The sequence below is a fragment of the Shewanella gaetbuli genome, from assembly GCF_023284065.1.
GTDB classification, from domain to species: Bacteria; Pseudomonadota; Gammaproteobacteria; order Enterobacterales; family Shewanellaceae; genus Shewanella; species Shewanella gaetbuli.
In genome coordinates this window covers 116,543-138,576 of record NZ_JAKIKP010000006.1, presented here as the reverse complement: position 1 = coordinate 138,576, position 22,034 = coordinate 116,543, and the positions used below count along the sequence as shown (strand labels likewise).

General features: G+C 41.4%; 20 protein-coding genes. 7 read left to right on the top strand and 13 right to left on the bottom strand.

Translation table 11 applies throughout. From position 1 onward, the window contains the following. Window positions 1-82: 82 nt before the first annotated feature. Window positions 83-1,501, top strand: a complete 1,419-nt coding sequence (sbcB, locus tag L2672_RS10005; RefSeq protein WP_248995711.1) for an exodeoxyribonuclease I — start codon at window positions 83-85, stop codon at window positions 1,499-1,501. 46 nt (window positions 1,502-1,547) lie between these two features. After that, window positions 1,548-2,441 carry a cytidine deaminase gene (gene cdd / locus L2672_RS10000; protein ID WP_248995710.1) on the top strand — a complete coding sequence of 298 codons (894 nt, stop codon included), beginning with the start codon at window positions 1,548-1,550 and terminating at the stop codon, window positions 2,439-2,441. A gap of 102 nt (window positions 2,442-2,543) precedes the next feature. Here the strand turns inward: cdd and L2672_RS09995 are convergent, their stop codons facing one another. The 10 genes from L2672_RS09995 to yceD all read right to left on the bottom strand — a co-directional run bounded on the left by L2672_RS09995 (window position 2,544) and on the right by yceD (window position 10,446). Next, window positions 2,544-3,419 (bottom strand): NAD(P)-dependent oxidoreductase, encoded by an 876-nt coding sequence (locus L2672_RS09995; protein WP_248995709.1) that lies wholly within the window; start codon window positions 3,417-3,419, stop codon window positions 2,544-2,546. A gap of 56 nt (window positions 3,420-3,475) precedes the next feature. Beyond that, the gene (locus L2672_RS09990; protein ID WP_248995708.1) at window positions 3,476-3,964 is read right to left on the bottom strand and encodes an acyl-CoA thioesterase; all 489 of its coding nucleotides are present in this window, start codon (window positions 3,962-3,964) and stop codon (window positions 3,476-3,478) included. A gap of 229 nt (window positions 3,965-4,193) precedes the next feature. Further along, on the bottom strand, window positions 4,194-5,432 hold the full coding sequence (fabF, locus tag L2672_RS09985; RefSeq protein WP_248995707.1) for a beta-ketoacyl-ACP synthase II: 1,239 nt from the start codon (window positions 5,430-5,432) through the stop codon (window positions 4,194-4,196). 172 nt (window positions 5,433-5,604) lie between these two features. After that, window positions 5,605-5,838 carry an acyl carrier protein gene (acpP, locus tag L2672_RS09980; protein WP_011865403.1) on the bottom strand — a complete coding sequence of 78 codons (234 nt, stop codon included), beginning with the start codon at window positions 5,836-5,838 and terminating at the stop codon, window positions 5,605-5,607. Window positions 5,839-6,002: 164 nt separating this feature from the next. Then, a complete protein-coding gene (fabG, locus tag L2672_RS09975) occupies window positions 6,003-6,749 on the bottom strand; it encodes a 3-oxoacyl-ACP reductase FabG (protein ID WP_248995706.1) in 747 nt (248 codons plus the stop codon). A 10-nt stretch (window positions 6,750-6,759) separates the two neighbouring features. Then, window positions 6,760-7,686, bottom strand: a complete 927-nt coding sequence (gene fabD / locus L2672_RS09970) for an ACP S-malonyltransferase (RefSeq protein WP_248995705.1) — start codon at window positions 7,684-7,686, stop codon at window positions 6,760-6,762. Between the two features lie 32 nt (window positions 7,687-7,718). Continuing rightward, window positions 7,719-8,678: a beta-ketoacyl-ACP synthase III gene (locus L2672_RS09965; RefSeq protein ID WP_248995704.1), complete on the bottom strand. Its 960-nt coding sequence runs from the start codon at window positions 8,676-8,678 to the stop codon at window positions 7,719-7,721. Between the two features lie 10 nt (window positions 8,679-8,688). After that, window positions 8,689-9,717, bottom strand: a complete 1,029-nt coding sequence (gene plsX, locus L2672_RS09960) for a phosphate acyltransferase PlsX (RefSeq protein WP_248995703.1) — start codon at window positions 9,715-9,717, stop codon at window positions 8,689-8,691. Between the two features lie 15 nt (window positions 9,718-9,732). Then, window positions 9,733-9,903, bottom strand: a complete 171-nt coding sequence (rpmF, locus tag L2672_RS09955; RefSeq protein ID WP_011636967.1) for a 50S ribosomal protein L32 — start codon at window positions 9,901-9,903, stop codon at window positions 9,733-9,735. Between the two features lie 18 nt (window positions 9,904-9,921). Next, on the bottom strand, window positions 9,922-10,446 hold the full coding sequence (yceD, locus tag L2672_RS09950) for a 23S rRNA accumulation protein YceD (RefSeq protein WP_248995702.1): 525 nt from the start codon (window positions 10,444-10,446) through the stop codon (window positions 9,922-9,924). 233 nt (window positions 10,447-10,679) lie between these two features. On the opposite strand from yceD, the gene L2672_RS09945 reads away from it, so the two are divergent. Continuing rightward, entirely contained in the window at window positions 10,680-11,324 is a 645-nt protein-coding gene (locus L2672_RS09945) for a Maf family protein (RefSeq protein WP_248995701.1), read from the top strand. On the opposite strand, the gene L2672_RS09940 is transcribed toward L2672_RS09945, so the two are convergent. Together L2672_RS09940 and rluC are read right to left on the bottom strand one after the other, a co-directional pair. Beyond that, window positions 11,299-11,946 carry an HAD-IIIA family hydrolase gene (locus L2672_RS09940; RefSeq protein ID WP_248995700.1) on the bottom strand — a complete coding sequence of 216 codons (648 nt, stop codon included), beginning with the start codon at window positions 11,944-11,946 and terminating at the stop codon, window positions 11,299-11,301. The two genes, L2672_RS09945 and L2672_RS09940, sit on opposite strands and share 26 nt — an antisense overlap. An 11-nt stretch (window positions 11,947-11,957) precedes the next feature. Further along, entirely contained in the window at window positions 11,958-12,914 is a 957-nt protein-coding gene (gene rluC / locus L2672_RS09935) for a 23S rRNA pseudouridine(955/2504/2580) synthase RluC (RefSeq protein WP_248995699.1), read from the bottom strand. A gap of 642 nt (window positions 12,915-13,556) precedes the next feature. On the opposite strand from rluC, the gene rne reads away from it, so the two are divergent. Together rne and L2672_RS09925 are read left to right on the top strand one after the other, a co-directional pair. Next, on the top strand, window positions 13,557-16,976 hold the full coding sequence (gene rne, locus L2672_RS09930) for a ribonuclease E (RefSeq protein ID WP_248995698.1): 3,420 nt from the start codon (window positions 13,557-13,559) through the stop codon (window positions 16,974-16,976). A gap of 197 nt (window positions 16,977-17,173) precedes the next feature. Then, window positions 17,174-18,733 carry a SulP family inorganic anion transporter gene (locus L2672_RS09925; protein WP_248995697.1) on the top strand — a complete coding sequence of 520 codons (1,560 nt, stop codon included), beginning with the start codon at window positions 17,174-17,176 and terminating at the stop codon, window positions 18,731-18,733. A 66-nt stretch (window positions 18,734-18,799) separates the two neighbouring features. On the opposite strand, the gene L2672_RS09920 is transcribed toward L2672_RS09925, so the two are convergent. Further along, window positions 18,800-19,711, bottom strand: coding sequence for a bifunctional methionine sulfoxide reductase B/A protein (locus tag L2672_RS09920; protein ID WP_248995696.1), 912 nt, complete (start codon window positions 19,709-19,711; stop codon window positions 18,800-18,802). Between the two features lie 173 nt (window positions 19,712-19,884). On the opposite strand from L2672_RS09920, the gene L2672_RS09915 reads away from it, so the two are divergent. After that, a complete protein-coding gene (locus L2672_RS09915; RefSeq protein WP_248995695.1) occupies window positions 19,885-20,727 on the top strand; it encodes an isopenicillin N synthase family dioxygenase in 843 nt (280 codons plus the stop codon). A gap of 188 nt (window positions 20,728-20,915) precedes the next feature. Next, window positions 20,916-21,857, top strand: a complete 942-nt coding sequence (ylqF, locus tag L2672_RS09910; protein WP_248995694.1) for a ribosome biogenesis GTPase YlqF — start codon at window positions 20,916-20,918, stop codon at window positions 21,855-21,857. The last annotated feature ends 177 nt before the right edge of the window (window positions 21,858-22,034 follow it).

The following is a 22,034-nucleotide window of genomic DNA, read 5'->3' as shown; positions in this document are numbered from 1 at the left end:
CACACTGACGAGCAGATAGACTAAACATACAACGTCAGTTGGCAAATAACCCACGTTTGTTAGCGGCGTTAGAGAAAAATTAATGAGTAAAAGTAACCCACAAGCCACCATTTTCTGGCACGACTATGAAACATTTGGTGCATCACCAGCCAAAGATCGCCCGTGTCAGTTTGCCGGTATTCGTACTGATTTGGACTTAAATATTATTGGCGAACCAGAAACATTCTATTGTCAAGTGGCTCCTGATTACCTGCCGTCACCTGAGGCTATTCTGATTACTGGTATTACTCCTCAACTTGCTAATAGCAAAGGTATGCCTGAATCTGAATTCATGTTGAAAATTAATCAACTATTCAGTGAGCCTAATACCTGCGTAGCCGGTTACAACTCATTAAGGTTTGATGATGAAGTCAGTCGTTATGGCTTTTACCGCAATTTCATTGACCCTTACGCCCGCGAATGGCAACAAGGTAATTCACGTTGGGATATTATTGATTTAGTACGAGCATGTTATGCATTTCGTCCTGATGGCATCAATTGGCCACTGAAAGAAGATGGCTCACCAAGTTTTAAGCTCGAACATCTGACGGTTGAAAATGGGTTAAGCCATGAAAAAGCCCATGATGCAATGAGCGATGTGTACGCCACCATTGCCATGGCGAAGTTAATTAAAGAAAAGCAGCCAAAACTGTATGATTACTATTTTAAGTTACGCCGGAAACAAGCAGTAAACGACCAAGTCGATGTACTTAAAATGTTACCTTTAGTCCATGTCAGTTCCAAAATTAGCGCAACAAATGGCTGTACAACGTTAATTGCACCGGTTGCATTTCATCCTACCAATAAAAACGCGGTAATTTGTGTCAATTTAGCAATGGATATTTCACCATTACTAACCTTGTCTGCAGAAGAAATTCACCAACGCATGTATACCCCTAAAAGCCAACTTTCTGCTAATGAACTCCCAATTCCGTTAAAACAAATTCATGTCAATAAATGCCCATTTATAGGTTCAGCCAAGTTATTATCTGATGAAGTGGCACAGCGATTAAACTTTGATAAAGAGTTCGCTCGTCAGCAATACAAACAGTTGAAGCAAGCAGCAGATATTCGGGAAAAATTAAATGCTGTATTTGAAATAGAGTCAGATAGAGAACCTATAACAGACCCTGACATGATGCTCTATAGTGGTGGTTTTTTCAGCCATGCGGATAAATCAAAAATAGATATAATTCGCCATACTCAACCGCAAAACTTAGCCGCGCTGGATTTACAGTTTGATGATCCTCGTATAAAGACTATGCTATTTCGATACAGAGCGAGAAACTACCCACATACTTTAAGCCATCAAGAAAGCATTAATTGGCGAGAATTTTGCCAACAACGGCTGATGGATGAAGATTATGTGATACGTCTTCAAAACTTAGTGGAAGAAACCAGCGAAAATGAACATAAACAAAAGCTATTAAAAGCCCTATACCAATATTTACAATCTCTATAACTTGATCAAACACCGATCAACTATATGCTTTTAAAGGACAAGGGACATGCAAAATCGATTTATAGACTGTATTAACCAACTGCCAAAACCCTTAGTGGATGAATTGATTCCATTACTGGGTGATGAGTTTTCTGGCCATATTACGGCTAAACAACTGTCAAGATTAATTAAAGCTAGCCAACTTGATGAGCAAGCCTTACTTTTAGCTTTATTACCCGTTGCTGCGGCTTTCTCAAGCCCTGGTATAAGCCAGTTTTTTGTCGGTGCAATAGCAAAAGCCAGTAGTGGTGACATTTATATGGGGGCTAACCTCGAGCTACCTGGAGAAGCGCTTTTTCACAGTGTTCATGCTGAACAAAGTGCCATTAGTCATGCATGGCTTTGTGGTGAAACACGCATTTTAGATATTGTAGTTAACTTTAGTCCATGCGGCCATTGCCGTCAGTTTATCAATGAATTAGTTGACGGTAGCCACATCAAGATCCATTTACCCGGCCAAGAATCAGCACCTCTTAGCCATTATCTCCCCTATGCCTTTGGACCAAAAGATTTAAATGTCACCGAGCCACTGTTGAGTAAAAATGACATCGAATTTGCTATTGAATCTAATGACCCTCTGATAATTGAAGCATTAAATCAAACAGGATTAAGTTATGCGCCTTACACGGCATGTCATGCAGCTGTAGTATTAGAAACTTATGATGGTGCAACGTTTAGTGGCCGCTATGCTGAAAATGCCGCATTCAACCCGTCAATGCAACCCATGCAAATGGCGTTATCAAACTTAATAAGACACAATAAAAGTTACAGTGACATAAAACGTGCGGTATTAGTTGAGTCTTCTAAAGGCCAAATTAGCTTAGTAGGCGCGGCTATGGACGCATTACACTCGGTAGCCGCAATTGAGCTGGAACATATCGTTGTTGAACCAAGCTTATAAACAGTTTTATTCCGCTGGGATACATTATGAATAACAAAGGACTGAATTCAGTCCTTTGTTAATTTATGAGCCTCTCTAAATCACGCTTGTTACGGAAATCGCTTAGTCTCGATTTCTTTCTAACCGAGCTAACAAACTTGAAGTATCCCAACGATTACCTTTCATTGCCTGTACATCTGCATAAAACTGATCAACTAATGCTGTAACAGGTAAAGTAGAACCGTTTTTACGAGCTTCATCTAACGCAATACCTAAATCTTTACGCATCCAGTCAATAGCAAAGCCAAAGTTGTATTCACCTTGCCACATGGTTTGATAACGATTTTCCATTTGCCAACTTTGAGCGGCGCCTTTACTGATGACTTCAACAACCTTAAGACCATCCAATCCAGCACTTTTCGCAAAATGTAGACCTTCAGCTAACCCCTGTACCACCCCTGCAATACATATTTGGTTAACCATTTTGGTTAATTGACCAGCACCCACTGGGCCTAATAATTCGGCACAACGACTGTATGCATCAATTACAGGTTTCACTTTTTCAAATGTTGTTTGCTCTCCGCCCATCATCACCGTAAGCACGCCATTTTCAGCACCAGCTTGGCCACCTGAAATCGGTGCGTCCATAAATGCGATACCTTGTGCAGAAAGCGCTTCATTGATTTCGCGTGCGACATCAGCTGAGGCTGTTGTATGGTCAACTAAAATACTGCCTGCTGACATTCCTTTAGCCGCACCTTGATCGCCTAACACAACTTGTCTAAGGTCGTCGTCATTACCCACGCAGGTGAAAACAATATCTTGGCCTTTTGCTGCTAATTCAGGGGTTTGGGCACTTTTGCCTTGATACTGCTCTACCCATTGTTGCGCTTTAGCTTGAGTGCGGTTATACACGGTGACTTGATGCCCATGTTTAACTAAATGACCGGCCATTGGAAAGCCCATCACCCCTAAACCCAAAAATGCCACTTTAGCCATACTACTCCCCTATCAATCTGGTTTGATTTGTTATTTTAATTTTTATTCGTGCTAACTTATTCAACAATCGGTTTAACATGTGCTTCCATTTCTGCACCAATACGTTTACGCATATCCATTAAGCGCAATGCTGAATCTCTTAACCTAATATCATCTTCTGTTTGTGGAATCCATTCTGGAACAGATGTCGGTTTCCCCTCATCATCCACCGCAACCATAATCACAATACAATGGGTGGTTAAATGACGTTCTGGATGTTTTGGATCACCGGCTTTAACATCAATCGCAACGTGCATTGAAGATGTCCCGGTATAAATAATTTTACCGGTTACTTCAACAATATTACCCACATGAATCGGCTTAACAAATCGAATACCACCGGCATAAGCAGTAATACAATATTTACCACTCCAACCAGCCGCTGCAGCATAAGCTGCTAAATCGATCCATTTCATTACCGCACCACCGTGCACTTTACCGCCAAAATTTACATCTGCAGGTTCTGCTAAAAACCGTAAAGTGAGCTCTCTGTCTATGCCAGCCATAATAAATCCTTAATCCATGAAATTAATTTCAGTTTACGCTAAAAAAGCTGATGGATGATAATGATAATTCATCATGATAACGTATTTATAAGTACTATTTAATCATGTGTATTCATTCATAATCTAACGGGATAAATTGGCTGATAAATAGCTTATCGAATAGAACGCAGCCAATAAAAAGGGAAGATAAATTATCTTCCCTTAATGCTACTCTTACCCTAACAACACGCTACAGTTTTTTAAATAATAATGAACCGTTAGTACCACCAAAACCAAATGAATTACACAGAGCATAATCAAATTGATGCAGGCGAGAAGTGTGTGGTACAAAATCTAAATCACAACCTTCATCTGGGTTATCTAAATTAATCGTTGGAGGAACGTGCTGATCTTTTAACGCCAACAACGTAATGATGGCCTCAACAGAACCTGCTGCACCTAAAAGATGTCCGGTCATTGATTTAGTTGAGCTCACTAATAAGTTATAAGCATGTTCACCAAATACAGATTTAACCGCGGCAGCTTCGGCTTTATCGCCAGCAGGAGTTGATGTGCCATGAGCATTAATATAACCCACGCTTTCTTTGGCGATACCGGCATCATTAATTGCATTTTCCATTGCTGCAGCGGCACCTGCACCGTCAGCTGGAGGCGATGTCATATGAAAAGCATCACCGCTCATGCCAAAACCCACTAATTCGCCATAAATTTTAGCGCCACGGGCTTTAGCATGCTCGTATTCTTCCATTACCATCACGCCAGCACCGTCGCCTATTACAAAGCCGTCACGGTCTTTATCCCATGGACGACTAGCTGCGGTTGGGTCGTCATTACGCGTCGACAAAGCTTTTGCTGAACCAAAGCCAGCAACGGCTAGCGGACAAGTTACATCTTCAGCACCACCGGCAATCATGACATCTGCATCGCCATAAGCAATAGTACGTGCTGCAAAACCAATATTGTGTACACCTGTGGTACAAGCGGTGGTTACCGCAAAGTTTGGCCCTGTCATACCATACATAATCGACAAGTGACCTGAAATCATATTAATAATAGTGCTAGGAACAAAAAATGGTGACACTTTACGAGGGCCGCCATTCATTAATGCTGTGTGGTTTTGTTCAATTAGGGGCATACCGCCCATTCCTGCACCAACCGCAGTACCTACTCGCTCTGGACGCTCTTGAGACATGTCTAAACCAGCGTCATTAATGGCTTGAATACCTGCAGCCATACCATACTGGATGAACAAATCCATTTTTCGCGCATCTTTTTTGGTGAGATATTGTTCAACATCAAAATCTTTAACTGAACCGCTGAAGCGAGTGCCGTATTCTGATGCATCAAACTTTGTGATTGGGGCAATACCCGTTTGTCCCGCTAATAATGCTTTCCATGATGATTCAACATCATTGCCTACAGGGGTAACTAAACCAATACCTGTAATAACAACACGACGTTTAGACATGATTTTCACCTTAGTTATACTATGCCTGAGGTCTAGCAACGGCGATTAACCGATAGGGGAATGTTGAAGACTGGTTAATCAACTAGATGAGGCGTTGACTCGATATTTATTGTACGTTGTCAGAAACAAAAACAGGCGACAATAAATGCCGCCTGTTTCTGTGAATTCTGGATTACTGATTCTTAGAAACGTAATCGATCGCTGCTTGAACAGTAGTGATCTTTTCAGCTTCTTCATCAGGGATCTCGGTATCAAACTCTTCTTCAAGAGCCATAACCAATTCAACGGTGTCTAGAGAATCGGCACCTAAATCGTCTACAAAAGAAGCAGCTGGTTTAACGTCTTCTTCTTTAACGCCTAGTTGCTCAATGATGATTTTCTTTACACGTTCTTCGATGTTGCTCATTAGTTCTCTTTCCTATTCAAATTACGCACTTGCGTAAGATTGCGAGTAGTTTATTCGATTTAGATAACATTGCAAGCTTAGATTCTGTGGTCTAACCACAAATTGATAAAATTACACTGTTTCAAAATCTGACTTAATTGAAGGTAGTTTCCTACCTATCGCCCTTAAACCATGTACATACCGCCATTCACATGCAATGTCTCGCCTGTGATGTAAGCGGCTGAATCTGAGGCCAAAAACAATACTGCGTTGGCAATTTCTTGCGCTTGTCCTAATCGTTCCATAGGAACTTGTGACATAATAGCTTGTTGTTGCTCTGGTGTCAGCTCATCTGTCATATCTGTTTGTATAAAACCTGGTGAAATTGCATTCACAGTGATTTGACGAGATGCGACTTCTCTTGCTAATGACTTAGTAAAGCCAATTAAACCCGCTTTTGCAGCTGAATAATTAACTTGACCAGCATTACCCATCGTACCGACAACAGAACCAATACTAATAATACGTCCGTGACGCTTTTTCATCATAGAACGCATCACTGGCTTAGACAATTTAAACAGTGAAGTCAGATTGGTGTCAATAATATCTTGCCACTCATCATCTTTCATTCGCATCATTAAATTATCACGAGTAATACCTGCATTATTCACGAGAATATCAACATCGCCAGCTTTTTCTTTAATTTGGGAATATAAATTCGCCACTGATTCACTATCTGTGACATTCAGCACAAGACCATAGCCTTTATCACCCAAATACTCTTGAATTGCTGCCGCGCCCTTCTCACTGGTTGCTGTACCAATAACAACGGCACCTGCTTTCACTAATGTTTCAGCAATTGCACGGCCAATACCACGGCTCGCACCAGTAACAAGCGCAACTTTTCCTTCTAAATTAAAGCTTATGCTCATTTTTATTTCCTTACTCAGTTAATGCAGCAAATGACGCAACATCATTGACTGCTTTAGCAGAAACAGATTTATTAATACGTTTTGTTAACCCGGTTAATACTTTACCAGGCCCTATTTCAACTAAGTGGTTTATGCCTTGTTCAGCCATCAATGTCACAGTTTCGCTCCAGCGAACAGGACAATATAATTGACGAACTAAAGCATCTTTAATGTCAGCAGCGTCTGTAGGCATTGCTACATCAACATTGTTGATAACATTAATTGTTGGTGCGTTAAAGGTCATCTCACTTAACGCTTGCGATAGTTTATCTGCAGCGGGTTTCATTAATGCACAATGTGAAGGTACGCTAACAGGTAATGCCACTGCCATCTTTGCACCCGCTTCTTTACATGCAGCTGCAGCACGCTCAACAGCATTCTTTTCACCCGCAATAACAACTTGTCCAGGGCTATTAAAGTTTACAGGGCTAACTACATCACCTTGTGCTGCACTTTCACATGCTTTTGCTATAGATTCATCGTCTAAACCAATAATGGCAAACATTGCACCTGTACCTGCTGGTACTGCTTGTTGCATTAATTGACCGCGAAGTTCAACTAATTTAACTGCATCCTTAAATGCAATTACGCCAGCACACACTAAAGCCGAATACTCGCCTAAGCTGTGACCCGCTAATAAAGTTGGCATTGCCTGACCAGACTGTTGGTAAGCACGCCAAATGGCAACACTTGCCGTTAATAAGGCGGGTTGAGTCTTATCGGTTTGGTTTAATGTTTCAACCGGACCCTCTTGAACCAAATCCCATAAGTCGTACCCAAGAACTTCACTTGCCTCAGCAAATGTTTGGGTAACAATTGGATGTTCTTGCGCTAAGTCAGCTAACATCCCTACCGCTTGTGAACCTTGACCTGGAAATACAAAAGCCACATTTTCCATTGTTATATACCTGTATTAAATATAAATAAAATTTAGAAGCGAACTAAGGCACTGCCCCAAGCAAAACCTGCTCCAAAGGCTTCTAAAAGTAATAATTGACCGCGTTGAATTCGGCCATCACGAACCGCTTCATCCAATGCAATTGGCACTGATGCCGCTGACGTATTGCCATGTTTAGCTAAGGTTAATACCACTTTATCTAAACTCATGCCGAGCTTTTTGGCTGTAGCATTAATAATTCTGAAGTTTGCCTGATGTGGGACAAGCCAGTCAATTTCAGACTTCTCAACATTATTAATACGTAATGTTTCAGTGACTACATTAGACAATTGTGTCACAGCAACTTTAAATACATCGTTGCCTTTCATGGTCATGTAACCCACGGCTTCAGATGACTCGTTTGCTCTAGGTGGGAATGAACATTTTAATAAGTCAGCTTGGCTGCCATCGGCATAAATATGGGTATTAATAATACCGGGTGTATCACTTGCGCCAATAACGGCAGCACCCGCACCATCACCAAATAAAATCACCGTGGTGCGATCATCTGGCTCACATAACCGCGATAAAACGTCAGCCCCAATAACCAATACTTTTTTTGCTGCACCGGTTTTAACAAATTGATCCGCAACAGACAGTGCATAAACAAAGCCTGAACATGCTGCAGCAATATCAAATGCAGGAATTTGTTTTATCCCTAACATGGCTTGAATTTCACATGCTGCAGCTGGAAACGCATTAGGAGCACTGGTGGTGCCGCAAACAATCATATCAAGATCGGATGCTTCTATTCCGGCCATTTCAATTGCTTTAAGTGCAGCCTGATAGCCCATGGTAGAAACCGATTCATCTGTTGCCGCAATTCGGCGCTCTGATATACCTGTCCGTTCAACAATCCATTGGTCACTGGTTTCGACCATTTTTTCTAAATCTTGATTGCTGCGTACTTGCACAGGCAGATAACTACCTGTTCCGAGAATTTTTGTATGCATATAATTAGGATCAGCTATTGATGTCTAAAAGAATCGACTCTAAACGATCATTGATCATTTCAGGAAGACGACGTTTCGCTTCAGTTGCTGCTAAGTTTATTGCTTGAAGATAGGCAGCTTCATCAGCGTTTCCATGACTCTTTACTACTATTCCGCGCAATCCTATCAGACTTGCACCATTATAGTGGTCGGGGTTCATCTTGCTGAGTACTGCTTGTATACGTGGAGAGATAAGTTTGGAGAGAAAACGCACAAAAAAACCACTGTTTAAACCGCGTTTTAACTGATGTACCAATAGTTTGGCAATGCCTTCAGAGGTTTTTAAGGTAATATTGCCGACAAAGCCATCACAAACAATAACATCAACATTACCGGTATAAATTTCGTCACCCTCGACAAAACCAATATAATTAAGTTGTTCGGTATGCTGTAAAATTTGCCCAGCTTGTTGGACTTGGTCATTACCCTTTATTTCTTCAATGCCCACATTCAATAAAGCCACTTTAGGAGTAGGATTTTTATTGATCGCTTCACAAAGCACTGAACCCATAACAGCAAATTGAAATAAGGTTTCAGAGTCACAAGCAACATTAGCTCCCAGGTCTAATAAATAAACCGGCTTACCACTAACGGTCGGTAAGCAAGAAACCAATGCAGGTCTGTCGATGCCAGGTAAGGTTTTAAGTAACACTTTAGACATGGCCATTAAGGCCCCGGTGTTACCCGCACTAATACAGGCAGCAGCTTTGCCATCGCGAACTTGTTCTAATGCTAAACGCATAGAACTATTTTTACGGGTTCTTAATGCATGTACGGGTCTATCGCCCATAGTCACAATTTCAGTCGTATGAATACGCTCGATACGATTTAAAACTGTTGAGTCAGCATGAGAAATTAAGGGATCTATATCAGCTTGATTGCCAATAAGAATAATCTTGAGAGAAGGATTAGATTTCAATGCCTGCAAGGCTGCAGGCACTGTGACGAGGGGACCATGATCGCCCCCCATCGCATCTAACGCGAGCGTCAGACTCGTCATTAGGTCGTCAACTAATTACTTGTTGATAACCTTTTTGCCACGGTAAAAACCATCAGCAGTCACGTTGTGACGTAGATGTAATTCACCGCTAGTAGCATCTACAGATAATTGAGCAGTGCTCAATGAATCATGTGAACGACGCATACCACGCTTTGAACGAGATTTTTTATTCTGTTGTACAGCCATTTGACTTGTCTCCTACGATTACTTGCTCTTCAGTTTTTCTAACACTGCAAACGGATTTGGACGCTCCTCATGAGCGGGGTCGATCTCGCCTACAACTATGTCTTTTGATCCCAAGTTGCAGTCTTTATCTGCGTGCATAGGGATAATCGGCATAGCGACTATCAATTCATCTTCAATCAATTGATGCAGACGTACTTCACCAATTTCATTACACTCAATTGGATCATACGCATCCGGGAGCTCATCGATTTCTGCCTCAGTCCTACAAGGGCTAAAACAAAAGTCGACCGTAACCTCAGTAGCAAATTGTGTCATGCAACGTTGACATAGCAGAGTGAGCTCCGTCACAGCCTTCCCGCGAAGGTAGACTATCCCCTGTAAGTCGACACCACATTCCAACGACACAACTACGTCGGAACAGTCGCCGGCACATAACTCATTTAATCGCTTATTTTGAACACCAGGAATGAAGCCTTCATAACGAAGACCGCTACTTGCTGCTCTGATAGGATCAATTGAAACCGGTATCTTTACTGTTTGCATAAGGCGCGCATATTATAGTTTGAAAACGCGATAGTCAAAGAAAATTTCTGCAAATTGCACTAAAGCCACTTATTAGTGTGTTTTAGCTCTCATTAACCATTCACGTCGAATTTGAATGATGGCAAATTTTACCCAAGCCCCCCATTAGACACAAGCTTTTACAGGCTAAAATTACTTCATTTAAACCAATAATGGTAAACTGATAACAAGTTTGTCTAATTATGATCCTAAATATGCCTGTAAAATTAGTTTTAGCTTCAACCTCCGTTTATCGCCAAGCCTTATTACAAAAGTTGAATTTGCCTTTTTCAACCGTCAGTCCTGATATTGATGAAACCCCTTTGGCTAACGAAGATGCAGTAGATTTAGTTGCCCGTTTAGCAGAACAAAAAGCCAAAACTGGCGGCCAACTTATTTCAGCAGATAGCCCTGACGAAAAATTACTGATTATTGGTTCAGATCAAGTGGCGGTAATTGATGAGCAAATTGTTGGCAAGCCGCATACGATTGAAAACGCCATAAAGCAATTAACCAACGCTTCAGGTAAATCAATCACTTTTTATACCGGATTAAGTGTTTATTGCCCACAAACACAAAAAGTCTCTACCTGTGTAGAGCCGTTTAACGTTCATTTTAAAAACTTAACCACAGAGCAAATCAAAGCCTATGTGCTTGCAGAACAACCATTATATTGTGCAGGTAGTTTTAAAAGTGAAGGGCTTGGTATTGCATTATTTGAAAAGCTTGAAGGAGATGACCCTAATACATTAATTGGTTTACCTTTGATAAAACTAATCAATTTACTAGGGCAACATGGCTTGTGCGTATTAAGTGCACAAAATGACTTTCTGATTAAAGATGAAACAGTAACTCGCTAACCTCATCAACAATTGCCAGCGGCTTAGCCTCATGGAGTTGTTCAACTAAATTAGCCCCATAACTCACACCAATGCCGGCTACTCCGGCATTATTCGCCATATTTAAATCATGAACCGAATCACCAATCATTACCGCGCGATCAACCGGAACATTAAATTGTTCTAATAAAGAGTTAATCATTAGTGGATGTGGCTTGCTTTCTGTTTCATCAGCACATCGGGTTGCAGCAAAGTAATGGCCCATCCCACTGGCATTAAGCACTCTTTCTAAACCATGTCGAGCCTTACCTGTTGCAATGGCCAAGGTATAACCGTTATCTTTTAACTGTTGAAGTAATGTCTCCGCACCATCGAATAACGGGCTTACAGTATTGGCAGATAAATAATGAAACCGATATCGCTCAACAACCTTTTCATGTAACTGTGTATCTGAACCAAATAAAATATGCATTATTTTTGGCAAAGATAAGCCAATTAAATCTCTTATGGCCCGCTCAGACGGTATATTAAGTGCTAAATCTCTAGCCGCTGATTGCATGCAAGCAACAATAGACCCAATTGAGTCCATTAAAGTGCCGTCCCAATCAAAAATAACTAAATCATATTTATTCTGCAAAGACATGTTTTAGTCCTTTAGGCTTTTTTCAATTTATCCAAAGTCTGTTGAAGTACGTCATCTAATGGCGCACTCACTTGCATAGTGGTGTCAGACTCTGGATGAGTGAACTTCAACTCCGCTGCGTGTAAAAATAATCTATTTAAGCCAATAGCACGCATACTATTGTCAAATTGTTGCTCACTGTATTTATCATCACACGCAATGGCATGTCCTGCATATTGACAATGAACCCGAATTTGATGAGTTCTACCCGTTACTGGACTTGCTTTTACCAGTGTACAGCCCTGATATCGTTGTACAATACGATAACGTGTCTCAGACTCTTTACCTTCAGTATTCACTCTGACAATACGCTCACCAGATTTTAAAGTAATTTTTAATAATGGGGCTTTAACTACTTTAACTTTGGCCTGCCATTCACCACGCACTAAGGCTAAATAGTCTTTTTGCATGGTTTTGCGACGCAACTGATCATGTAGGTGTTTTAACGCACTGCGCTTTTTGGCCACCAACAACACACCGGAAGTATCTTTATCTAAACGGTGTACCAACTCTAAAAATTTTTGTTGCGGGCGCAATGAGCGCAGGCCTTCAATCACCCCATAATCAACACCACTACCACCATGCACCGCAATACCCGCAGGTTTATTAAGTACAATTAGATGTTTATCTTCATGAATAATGCGGTCTTCTAGTTGTGACACGCGAGACAAATTAGCTGAAGGCGCAGTACGATGATCTTTTTCTGCCATACGAACAGGTGGAATCCTGACCACATCATCCATTTGTAATTTGTATTCAGGCTTAATGCGTTTTTTATTTACTCTAACTTCGCCTTTGCGCACAATTCGGTAAATCATGCTTTTAGGAACGCCTTTAAGTTTGGTGAGTAAAAAATTATCGATACGTTGTTCAACATTATCTTCGTCAATAGTAACGAGTTGAACTTGGGAAGTGGTTTCAGTTTTCATGATGCGCCAAATTGTGAGACAAATTGTATCTCGTTTAAATAAAACAGGGCTATCTTACAGCAAGTCATAGAATTTTGAAAAACTAATCACCCTCAGCCAATGAAACTTTATCGGCTTTTGATTGCTCAGATGCATTAATGTTGTTATATTTGCGCATTGGAAAAGGACAATCGGTGGATAAAGTGTTCACAACCTGCTCCATAAATGAAATTCAGTGCGTATTACACTTGACCTTTATCGATAGCAAGTCATTGATTTGCAAATTATAAATAATTCGAAACATTACAATGTATGACTTTATAATTAAATCGTAAGCGTCTTAAATAATCATGTAAGAACCACCCAATTTCATCGCCAAATTCGAACAATTTTTTAGCTTGTTATCAAACAACTCATTCGATTTAGGCATTACCGGATAAAATAAAATATTTATGGGGTTGGTTGCTCTGCAACGGATTCCTTGTTTTTGTAAACATTAGAAAATAAGCCATAAATTAGGTCGCGACACGTAGAGAAACGTCTAACAGAAGTTCTGCGCGCCTAACATGCCTGTACCAAGCCGTGAGGCTGCTATTGTATTCGCAGGCCCGTAATGCAAACGAATGTGTGTTTGATGACCATTTATAGAAGAATAATGTCATCATGAAACGTATGTTAATCAATGCAACTCAATCGGAAGAGTTGCGCGTTGCCCTAGTCGATGGGCAACAACTGTATGATCTGGATATTGAAAGCCCAGGTCACGAACAAAAAAAATCAAATATTTATAAAGGCAAAATTACCCGCGTAGAACCTTCATTAGAAGCTGCATTTGTTGATTATGGTGCAGAACGTCACGGTTTCCTTCCCCTTAAAGAAATTGCTCGCGAATACTTCCCTAAAGGCTATTCATTCCAAGGCCGCCCAAACATTAAAGAAGTGGTGTCAGAAGGACAAGAAGTTATTGTTCAAATTGACAAGGAAGAGCGTGGCAACAAAGGAGCTGCATTAACCACCTTTATCAGTCTTGCTGGTTCATATTTAGTGCTTATGCCAAATAATCCTCGTGCTGGCGGTATTTCTCGCCGTATTGAAGGTGATGAACGTACTGAATTGAAAGCGGCAATGTCAGAACTTGAAGTGCCGAATGGCATGGGATTAATTGTTCGTACTGCCGGTGTAGGTAAAGAAGCGGCTGAGCTTAAGTGGGACTTAAAGGTATTACAACACCATTGGGACGCCATTCAAGAAGCGGCACAAAGCAAGCCTGCTCCATTCTTAATTCATCAAGAAAGTAACGTTATTGTTCGCGCAATTCGTGACTATTTACGCCGTGATGTGGGTGAAATTTTAATTGACCATCCACGTATTTATGAAGATGCCAAACAGCATATTGGTCTAGTGCGTCCAGACTTTGTTGAACGTGTGAAAATGTACAAGTCTGAAGTACCTTTATTCACTCATTACCAGATTGAGTCACAAATTGAGTCGGCATTCCAGCGTGAAGTGCGCTTACCTTCAGGTGGTTCAATTGTTATCGACCCTACTGAAGCATTAACCTCAATTGATATTAACTCTGCCAGAGCAACAAAAGGCGGAGACATCGAAGAAACAGCCTTAAACACCAACCTAGAAGCCGCCGACGAAATTGCCCGCCAATTGCGTTTACGTGACTTAGGTGGCCTAGTCGTCATCGATTTTATTGACATGACGCCTGTACGTCATCAACGTGAAGTTGAAAACCGTATGCGTGATGCTGTTCACCACGACCGTGCACGTGTTCAATTAGGCCGTATTTCTCGTTTTGGCTTAATGGAAATGTCGCGTCAGCGCCTACGCCCTTCTTTAGAAGAGTCAGCAGCACACTTATGCCCTCGTTGTCATGGACAAGGTACTATTCGTAGTACTGAATCTTTAGCCTTATCTATTTTGCGTTTAATGGAAGAAGAAGCCATTAAAGAAAATACCACGCAAATTGAGGCCATTGTTCCTGTTGATGTTGCTGCATTCTTATTGAATGAAAAACGTAAAGCGATTCGCATTACAGAAGAACGCCATGATGTTGAAGTTTATGTGATCCCAGATTCACATATGCAAACACCTGATTACCGTGTTGTTCGTCGTAAAAATGACGACGAAGTTACTGAGTCAAGCTACAAACGTGTTGAAACTCCTGATGCTGAATTATACGAGCCACGTAAACTAGAACGTTCAGCAACACCAGAGCCTGCACTTAAAGGCTTTGCTGCACCGAAAAAAGCTCCTGAACCAACTAAAGTGGTTAACACCCCGGCGAAAGCGAAAACGGAAGCTAAACCAGGACTATTCAGCCGCATTGCAGCAGCAATTAGTGCTATGTTTAGCAGTGACGAAGAGCAAAAGCCAGCCGCTCCTCAGAAGAAGCCTGCGGACCAAGAGAAGTCTAACCAGCGTCGTCCTCGTCGTAACGACAACCGCAATGACAATCGTCGTAAGCGTGGTGAAAAAGACAATGCCCAGGCTGAAAACCGTAATTCTAAAGGGCGTAATAAACGTACTCGTGATCAACAAGACACGAATACGCCAACCAAAAATGACCCAGCGGCTAAGTCACAACGTGATGAAAAGAACACTACGCCAGACAAAACTGCTGAACGTCCGCCAAAACAAGAAGCGGCTCGCGAGCGTCGTCAACGTCGTAATATGCGTCGCAAAGTGCGCATTGAAAATGAGCAAAAACAAGACGAAGCAGCATTAGCTAATGCTTCTGAGACTAAAGCTGTTGCTCCTGTTGAAACAAAAGCGAAAGATGACAACAAGCCAGCGAAGCCAGTGCGCAAACGTCAACCTCGTAAAACTAAACCGGTTGAAAACAACGCTGAAGCTGCAAACGAAAATAAAGCAGTACAGTCGTCAGAAGTAAAAGCACCGAAAGCTGATACTAAACCGGCAGCTGAAGAAGTGGCAGTAAAAGTAACTGAAGTGACTAAGCAAGCTGATGTTGAAAATGATGCAACAAATAATGTTGAAGCTTCAACTGACACAACAACACAAAGTGCAAGCACTGAAAAGCCTGCTACAGAAGTTGAATCAACATCTGACAATGACAACCAAAGTGACACTGACAAAGCGGAAGCTAAAGATGGCCAACGTCGTAGCCGTAGAAGCCCTCGTCATTTACGTGCCGCTGGTCAACGTCGTCGTCGTGATGAAGACACTACTGAATCAGCTCCGGTGTTTACCCCTGTTGATGAGTTAGAGCGTCAGTTATCGGCTGAGTTAGCCCAAGCTAAGCAAGCTAAAAATACCGATGACTTAGATACTGCAGAAGCAGCCAAAACAGTTGAAGCTCCTGCTATTGAAGCTGAAACAGCTGAAAAGCCTGCTGCAGAAAAAACAGCACACGTTGAGCCTGTAGCCGTAGAAGCTGAAGTTGAAGTTAAAGTTAAAGCTGAAGTTAAAGCTGAAGTTGAAGCTGAAGTTGAAGCTGAAGTTGAAGCTAAACAGCCTGAAGCAGCGCAAGCCCCTGAAACTCCTGCGGTTGAAACTCCTGCTGTTGAAGTAACAGAAACAGCTAAAACAGTTGAAGTTGAAGTTGAAGTTGCTAAAACAACAGAAGCCCCAGTAGAGCCTCAAAAAGTTGAGCAACCAGAAGTAGAGCTACAGCAAGCAGAGCCAGAAGTGGTTGCTGAAATCGTAGAAGCCCCAGCTAAGGTAGAGCCAGAAGCAGCAGAAGAAACGGTTGCTACAGATGAAGTTGCACTGGAAACTCCCGTCACTCAAGTGGCAAAGGTGAGCCCAAGCACGGCTAATGCTCCAATGGCTAAACCAGCACCGATTGTTCGTAAAACTGCTGTTGCTCCAGTTGACACAGAAGTGAGCTCTGTTGAAGATAAAACCGAACAGAAGGTTAAAGTGGTCGCGACTGCATCAACAAGCCGTTTTGGTTCTATGGTCAGCTCGACAACAACTAAACCTACTGTTGAAGTTCGAGCTCAACAAACTGTTCCACAAGGCAAAACATATAGCAGTGCCGAAACGCAAACTGCACCTAAGTCGAGCTTTGTAAACAGTACATCATCTGGGATAACAAAACCTCTATAATAAGTTCTGCTATCACGCTGACTAAAAACCATGCCTCAGGGCATGGTTTTTTTATTTGCAAAGTAGACTGCTGTTTAATGCGCTCTAATTTAATGTGATTTTTGTTACCTAGGTCATATTTTGGTTTAGAAGTGGTATGAATTTTGTTAATATCACTCCCCTAAATCATCCACAAAAATTATCTTAATCGAGGCTAAATGTTCGATATTATTCGTCATAAAACTGCCAGTAGTAAGGCAGATATTTTATCAGGCTTAACCGTCGCTCTCGCACTCATCCCCGAAGCGGTTGCATTTGCTTTTGTTGCACATGTTGAACCTATGGTTGGGTTATATGCCGCATTTATTATGGGCTTAATTACTGCCGTTATCGGTGGCCGCCCAGGTATGATATCGGGCGCAACCGGTGCTATGGCTGTTGTCATGGTTTCGTTAGTGGTCGAACACGGCGTGCAATATTTATTTGCCGCGGTGGTGCTAGCAGGTGCGATTCAAATATTAGCTGGGGTATTTAAATTAGGAAAATTCATTCGAATTGTTCCGTATCCTGTGATGATTGGTTTCGTAAATGGTTTGGCTATTGTGATCTTTTTAGCGCAACTTGGACAGTTTAAAGTCAAAGATGCTGCAGGCAATATGGTTTGGATGGCTCAAGAGCCCATGATGATCATGTTGGGATTAGTGCTGTTAACCATGGCCATTATTCATTTTTTACCTAAAATCACTACCGCCGTCCCTTCTTCATTAGTGGCCATTCTAACTGTGACCGCATTGGTTGTTGGGCTAGATATGGATACGCGCAATGTTTTAGATTTTCTTAAAACCATGAGTGGCAATGAAGCTGCTACCATTGCGGGTAGCTTACCAACGTTTTCAATTCCAAGTGTGCCATTCAACTTTGAAACCTTATATATCATTCTCCCTTATGCCTGTATTTTGGCGGCTGTAGGATTAATTGAGTCATTGTTAACCCTAACGGTTATTGATGAAATGACCAATACTCGTGGCCGAGGTAATAAAGAATGTGTTGGTCAAGGTGTGGGCAATATCACCAGTGGTTTCTTCGGTGCTATGGGTGGTTGTGCCATGATTGGTCAATCTATGATTAATATCAATTCGGGTGGTCGTGGGCGTCTTTCTGGTATTACTGCTGCATTAGCATTACTGGCATTTATTCTATTTGGTGCTGCCTTTATTGAAATTATTCCACTAGCGGCGTTAGTCGGGGTAATGTTTATTGTGGTTTTAGGTACGTTTGAGTGGGCCAGCTTTAAAGTGATGCGTAAAGTCCCTAAGCATGATGCCTTTGTTATTGTACTGGTTACCACAGTGACGGTATTTACTGACTTAGCCTTTGCAGTATTTGTTGGGGTAATAGTATCGGCACTTGTGTTTGCTTGGGAGCATGCAAAACACATCAATGTTGAGATTTCAACCGACGAAAATGGCTGGAAGGTTTATCGTTTAAATGGGCCATTATTTTTTGGTTCAGCAGCGCACTTTTTAGAGTTATTTGACGCTCAGAACGATGGCGAAGATGTTATTGTAGATTTCCAGAACTCTCGCGTAGCGGATCACTCAGCACTAGATGCCATTGATACCCTAGCCGAGCGTTATACTAATGCAGGCAAGCGTTTACACTTACGTCATTTAAGCCAAGACTGTAAAGATTTACTGGCTAAAGCAGGTGATCTTGTTGAGGTTAACTTTATTGAAGACCCTCACTATAAGGTTGCCGATGACAAGTTAGATTCATAAAAATCTAACTCACCACCTTCAATAAAAAGGCCTCTGTTCTGCAGAGGCCTTTTTTATCATTTGCGGTTACTTAAGTTTATCTACAAATTGTGTTTTAAATTTTTCAAACTTAGGTTTTACGACCATTTGGCAATAAGGTTGCTCTCCGTGTTTAGCAAAATAGTCATCGTGATAACTTTCTGCTTCATAGAAAGTTTGAAACGCAGTAATTTCTGTCACAATCGGCTCAGGCCAAACATGAGCCTCATGCAACTTATTAATCATCTTATTTGCCTCAATCACTTGTTGATCGGTATGAGCAAAAATAACTGAACGATACTGAGGTCCAATATCATTGCCTTGTCTATTTAATGTGGTGGGATTATGGCTATTAAAAAAGACTTCAAGAATTTCACTAAAGCTGATCTCATCTTCATCGTATTCAATATGCACGACTTCTGCATGCCCTGTTCTGCCTGAACATACCGCATCATAATTTGCATGCCTAGCTTCGCCACCGCTATAGCCAGATTTCACTTTGTGTACGCCTTTAAGTGAATTAAAAATAGCTTCAACGCACCAAAAACACCCTGCGCCTAATGTGGCAAGTTGAAATTTTTCAACGGGGTCAGCGAGGTCTTTGTCATCATTCGCCTTAAAGGTTAATGATACCGAATTGACGCAATGGCGAATATTCTTATCTGTCAGAAGTTCACCCTCAAATACATGACCTAAATGACCGCCACACTGGTGGCAAGTAATTTCTGTTCGTTGTCCATCCGCATCTAATGTACGATCCACCGCGCCGGGAATTTCATCGTCAAAAGCAGGCCATCCGCAATGAGCGTTGAATTTGTGTTCACTCTTATACAATGGCGCTAAGCATTTTTTGCACAGGTACAAGCCTTGAGCATCATGATCAACATATTCACCAGAAAAAGGTCTTTCGGTTCCTTTTTGTTCAATCACATATTTTTCAAAGTCTGTTAATTGGGTCATTTTGGTATCCAAAGGTGGTATCTCGGTAAACAGTAATCATTCTACGATATATTGCTACAAATCGTTCAAAATATTAGACCGTTAATTCGATCAAAAAATTGCAGCCAGTTGTGACAAACGTTACCATTTAGCTGGGTCAAATAATGACATAACACCAAAAATAAGAAAATATAATGAAACTAGAAACCATCGATTATCAAGCACCCGACAGTGCAAAGCGTTTTGTGGAGTCACTTCATGAAACGGGCTTTGGCGTGTTATCAAACCATCCTATCCAACAGCAGCTTGTAGAAAAGATTTACCAGCAGTGGTACGACTTTTTTAATAGCGAGCAAAAACATGAATACCTTTATAAACCTGAAACCCAAGACGGCTTTTTCCCTGCGTCGGTCTCTGAAACGGCAAAAGGCCATACGGTCAAAGATATCAAAGAGTATTATCATGTTTATCCGTGGGGACGGATTCCTGAACAACTTAAGCAAGATATTCTTGCCTATTACCAGCAGGCTAATACGTTAGCGGCTGAGTTGTTAGCTTGGATTGAACAATACTCCCCTGAAGACGTTGCGCAAAAATATTCAATTGCTTTATCAAAGATGATTGAGAATAGCCAAAAGACCTTGCTTAGAATTCTGCATTACCCACCACTAAAGGGCGATGAAGAGTTAGGCGCAATACGTGCTGCAGCCCATGAAGATATTAATTTAATTACGATTTTACCTGCAGCTAATGAACCCGGTTTACAAGTTAAAACCAAACAAGGTGACTGGATTGATGTCCCAAGTGATTTTGGTAACTTGATTATTAATATTGGTGATATGTTGCAAGAAGCCTCTGACGGGTATTTTCCTTCAACTTCACACCGAGTCATCAATCCTCAGGGGACAGATAAAACAAAATCGCGTATTTCGCTGCCACTGTTTTTGCACCCTAACCCTGAAGTGGTGTTGTCTGAACGACACACTGCAGACAGTTATTTAATGGAAAGGTTAAGAGAATTAGGAGTGATTGATTAGCCGAATTGGTATTCAATGGCGATTATTGCAAAAATTTAGCTGTAGAAAATTAGCCGTTATTGAGTGACTAATTTAGTCATAGTCACAAATACATCTCAGAGAAAGCGCCACAAGGCGCTTTTTTTATGTTTTTCATTTAGGTTCAAGGTACAATATGCGCCTAGATTTCAAGAGTAAAAGGCAACAACATGGCAATTCAATGGTATCCCGGACATATGCACAAAGCACGCAAAGAGATCGAAGAGGTCATGCCTCAGGTCGACTTGGTTATAGAAGTGCTTGACGCGCGTATCCCTTATAGCAGTGAAAACCCAATGGTCGCGCAATTACGTGGCGATAAACCTTGTATCAAACTCTTGAACAAATCAGATTTAGCCGACCCAAAAGTCACTGAACAATGGATTGAATATCTTGAATTAGAGCAAGGTGTAAAAGCATCGGCAATTACGACCTTACAACCCGCTATGGTAAAAATGATCCCCGATCTTTGCCGTAAACTTGTGCCTCATCGTGACAAAGTTGAAAAAGATATCCGCACCATGATTATGGGGATACCTAATGTGGGTAAATCAACCATTATTAATACCTTAGCAGGTAGAACTCTAGCTAAAACCGGTAACGAGCCTGCAGTGACTAAAAGCCAGCAACGCATTAATTTGCGAAATGGCATCGTGTTATCTGACACCCCCGGTATTTTGTGGCCTAAAGTAGATAACGAGTCCAGCAGTTACCGTCTTGCGGTAACCGGTGCCATTAAAGATACTGCAATGGAATATGAAGACGTTGCCATGTTTGCAGCAGAGTACTTTTTACAGGCTTATCCTGAACTGATTTGCGAGCGCTATAAAATTGACCACTTACCTAATTCTGACTTTGAATTATTAGAAGAAATCGGTCGTAGGCGAGGTGCGTTAAGACCCGGCGGCCGAATTGATTTGCACAAGGCATCTGAACTGCTGCTGCATGAATTTAGATCTGGAAAAATTGGCCTATTAAGCTTAGAAACACCGGCAATGGCAGAAGTGGAAAAAGTGGAAGTGGCGCGTATATTGGAACAAAAAGAAGCCGAAAAACAAGCCAAACTTGAGCAAAATAAACTTAAGCGCGCAGGTAAACGTCATCAGGGCTAAACGAGTACAAATACAGTTAACAGCCCATGCTGTGCTGCTATTGACTCTTATTCAGTAACTTCATGGAAGTTATGTGTGGTAACACAAGAGCATTAAGCTAGCACACAATCACTGAGCCGAAAAATTATCTAACGGCTCAGTGGTTATCTCAATCTGTTCTATTGTCATTTAACAATT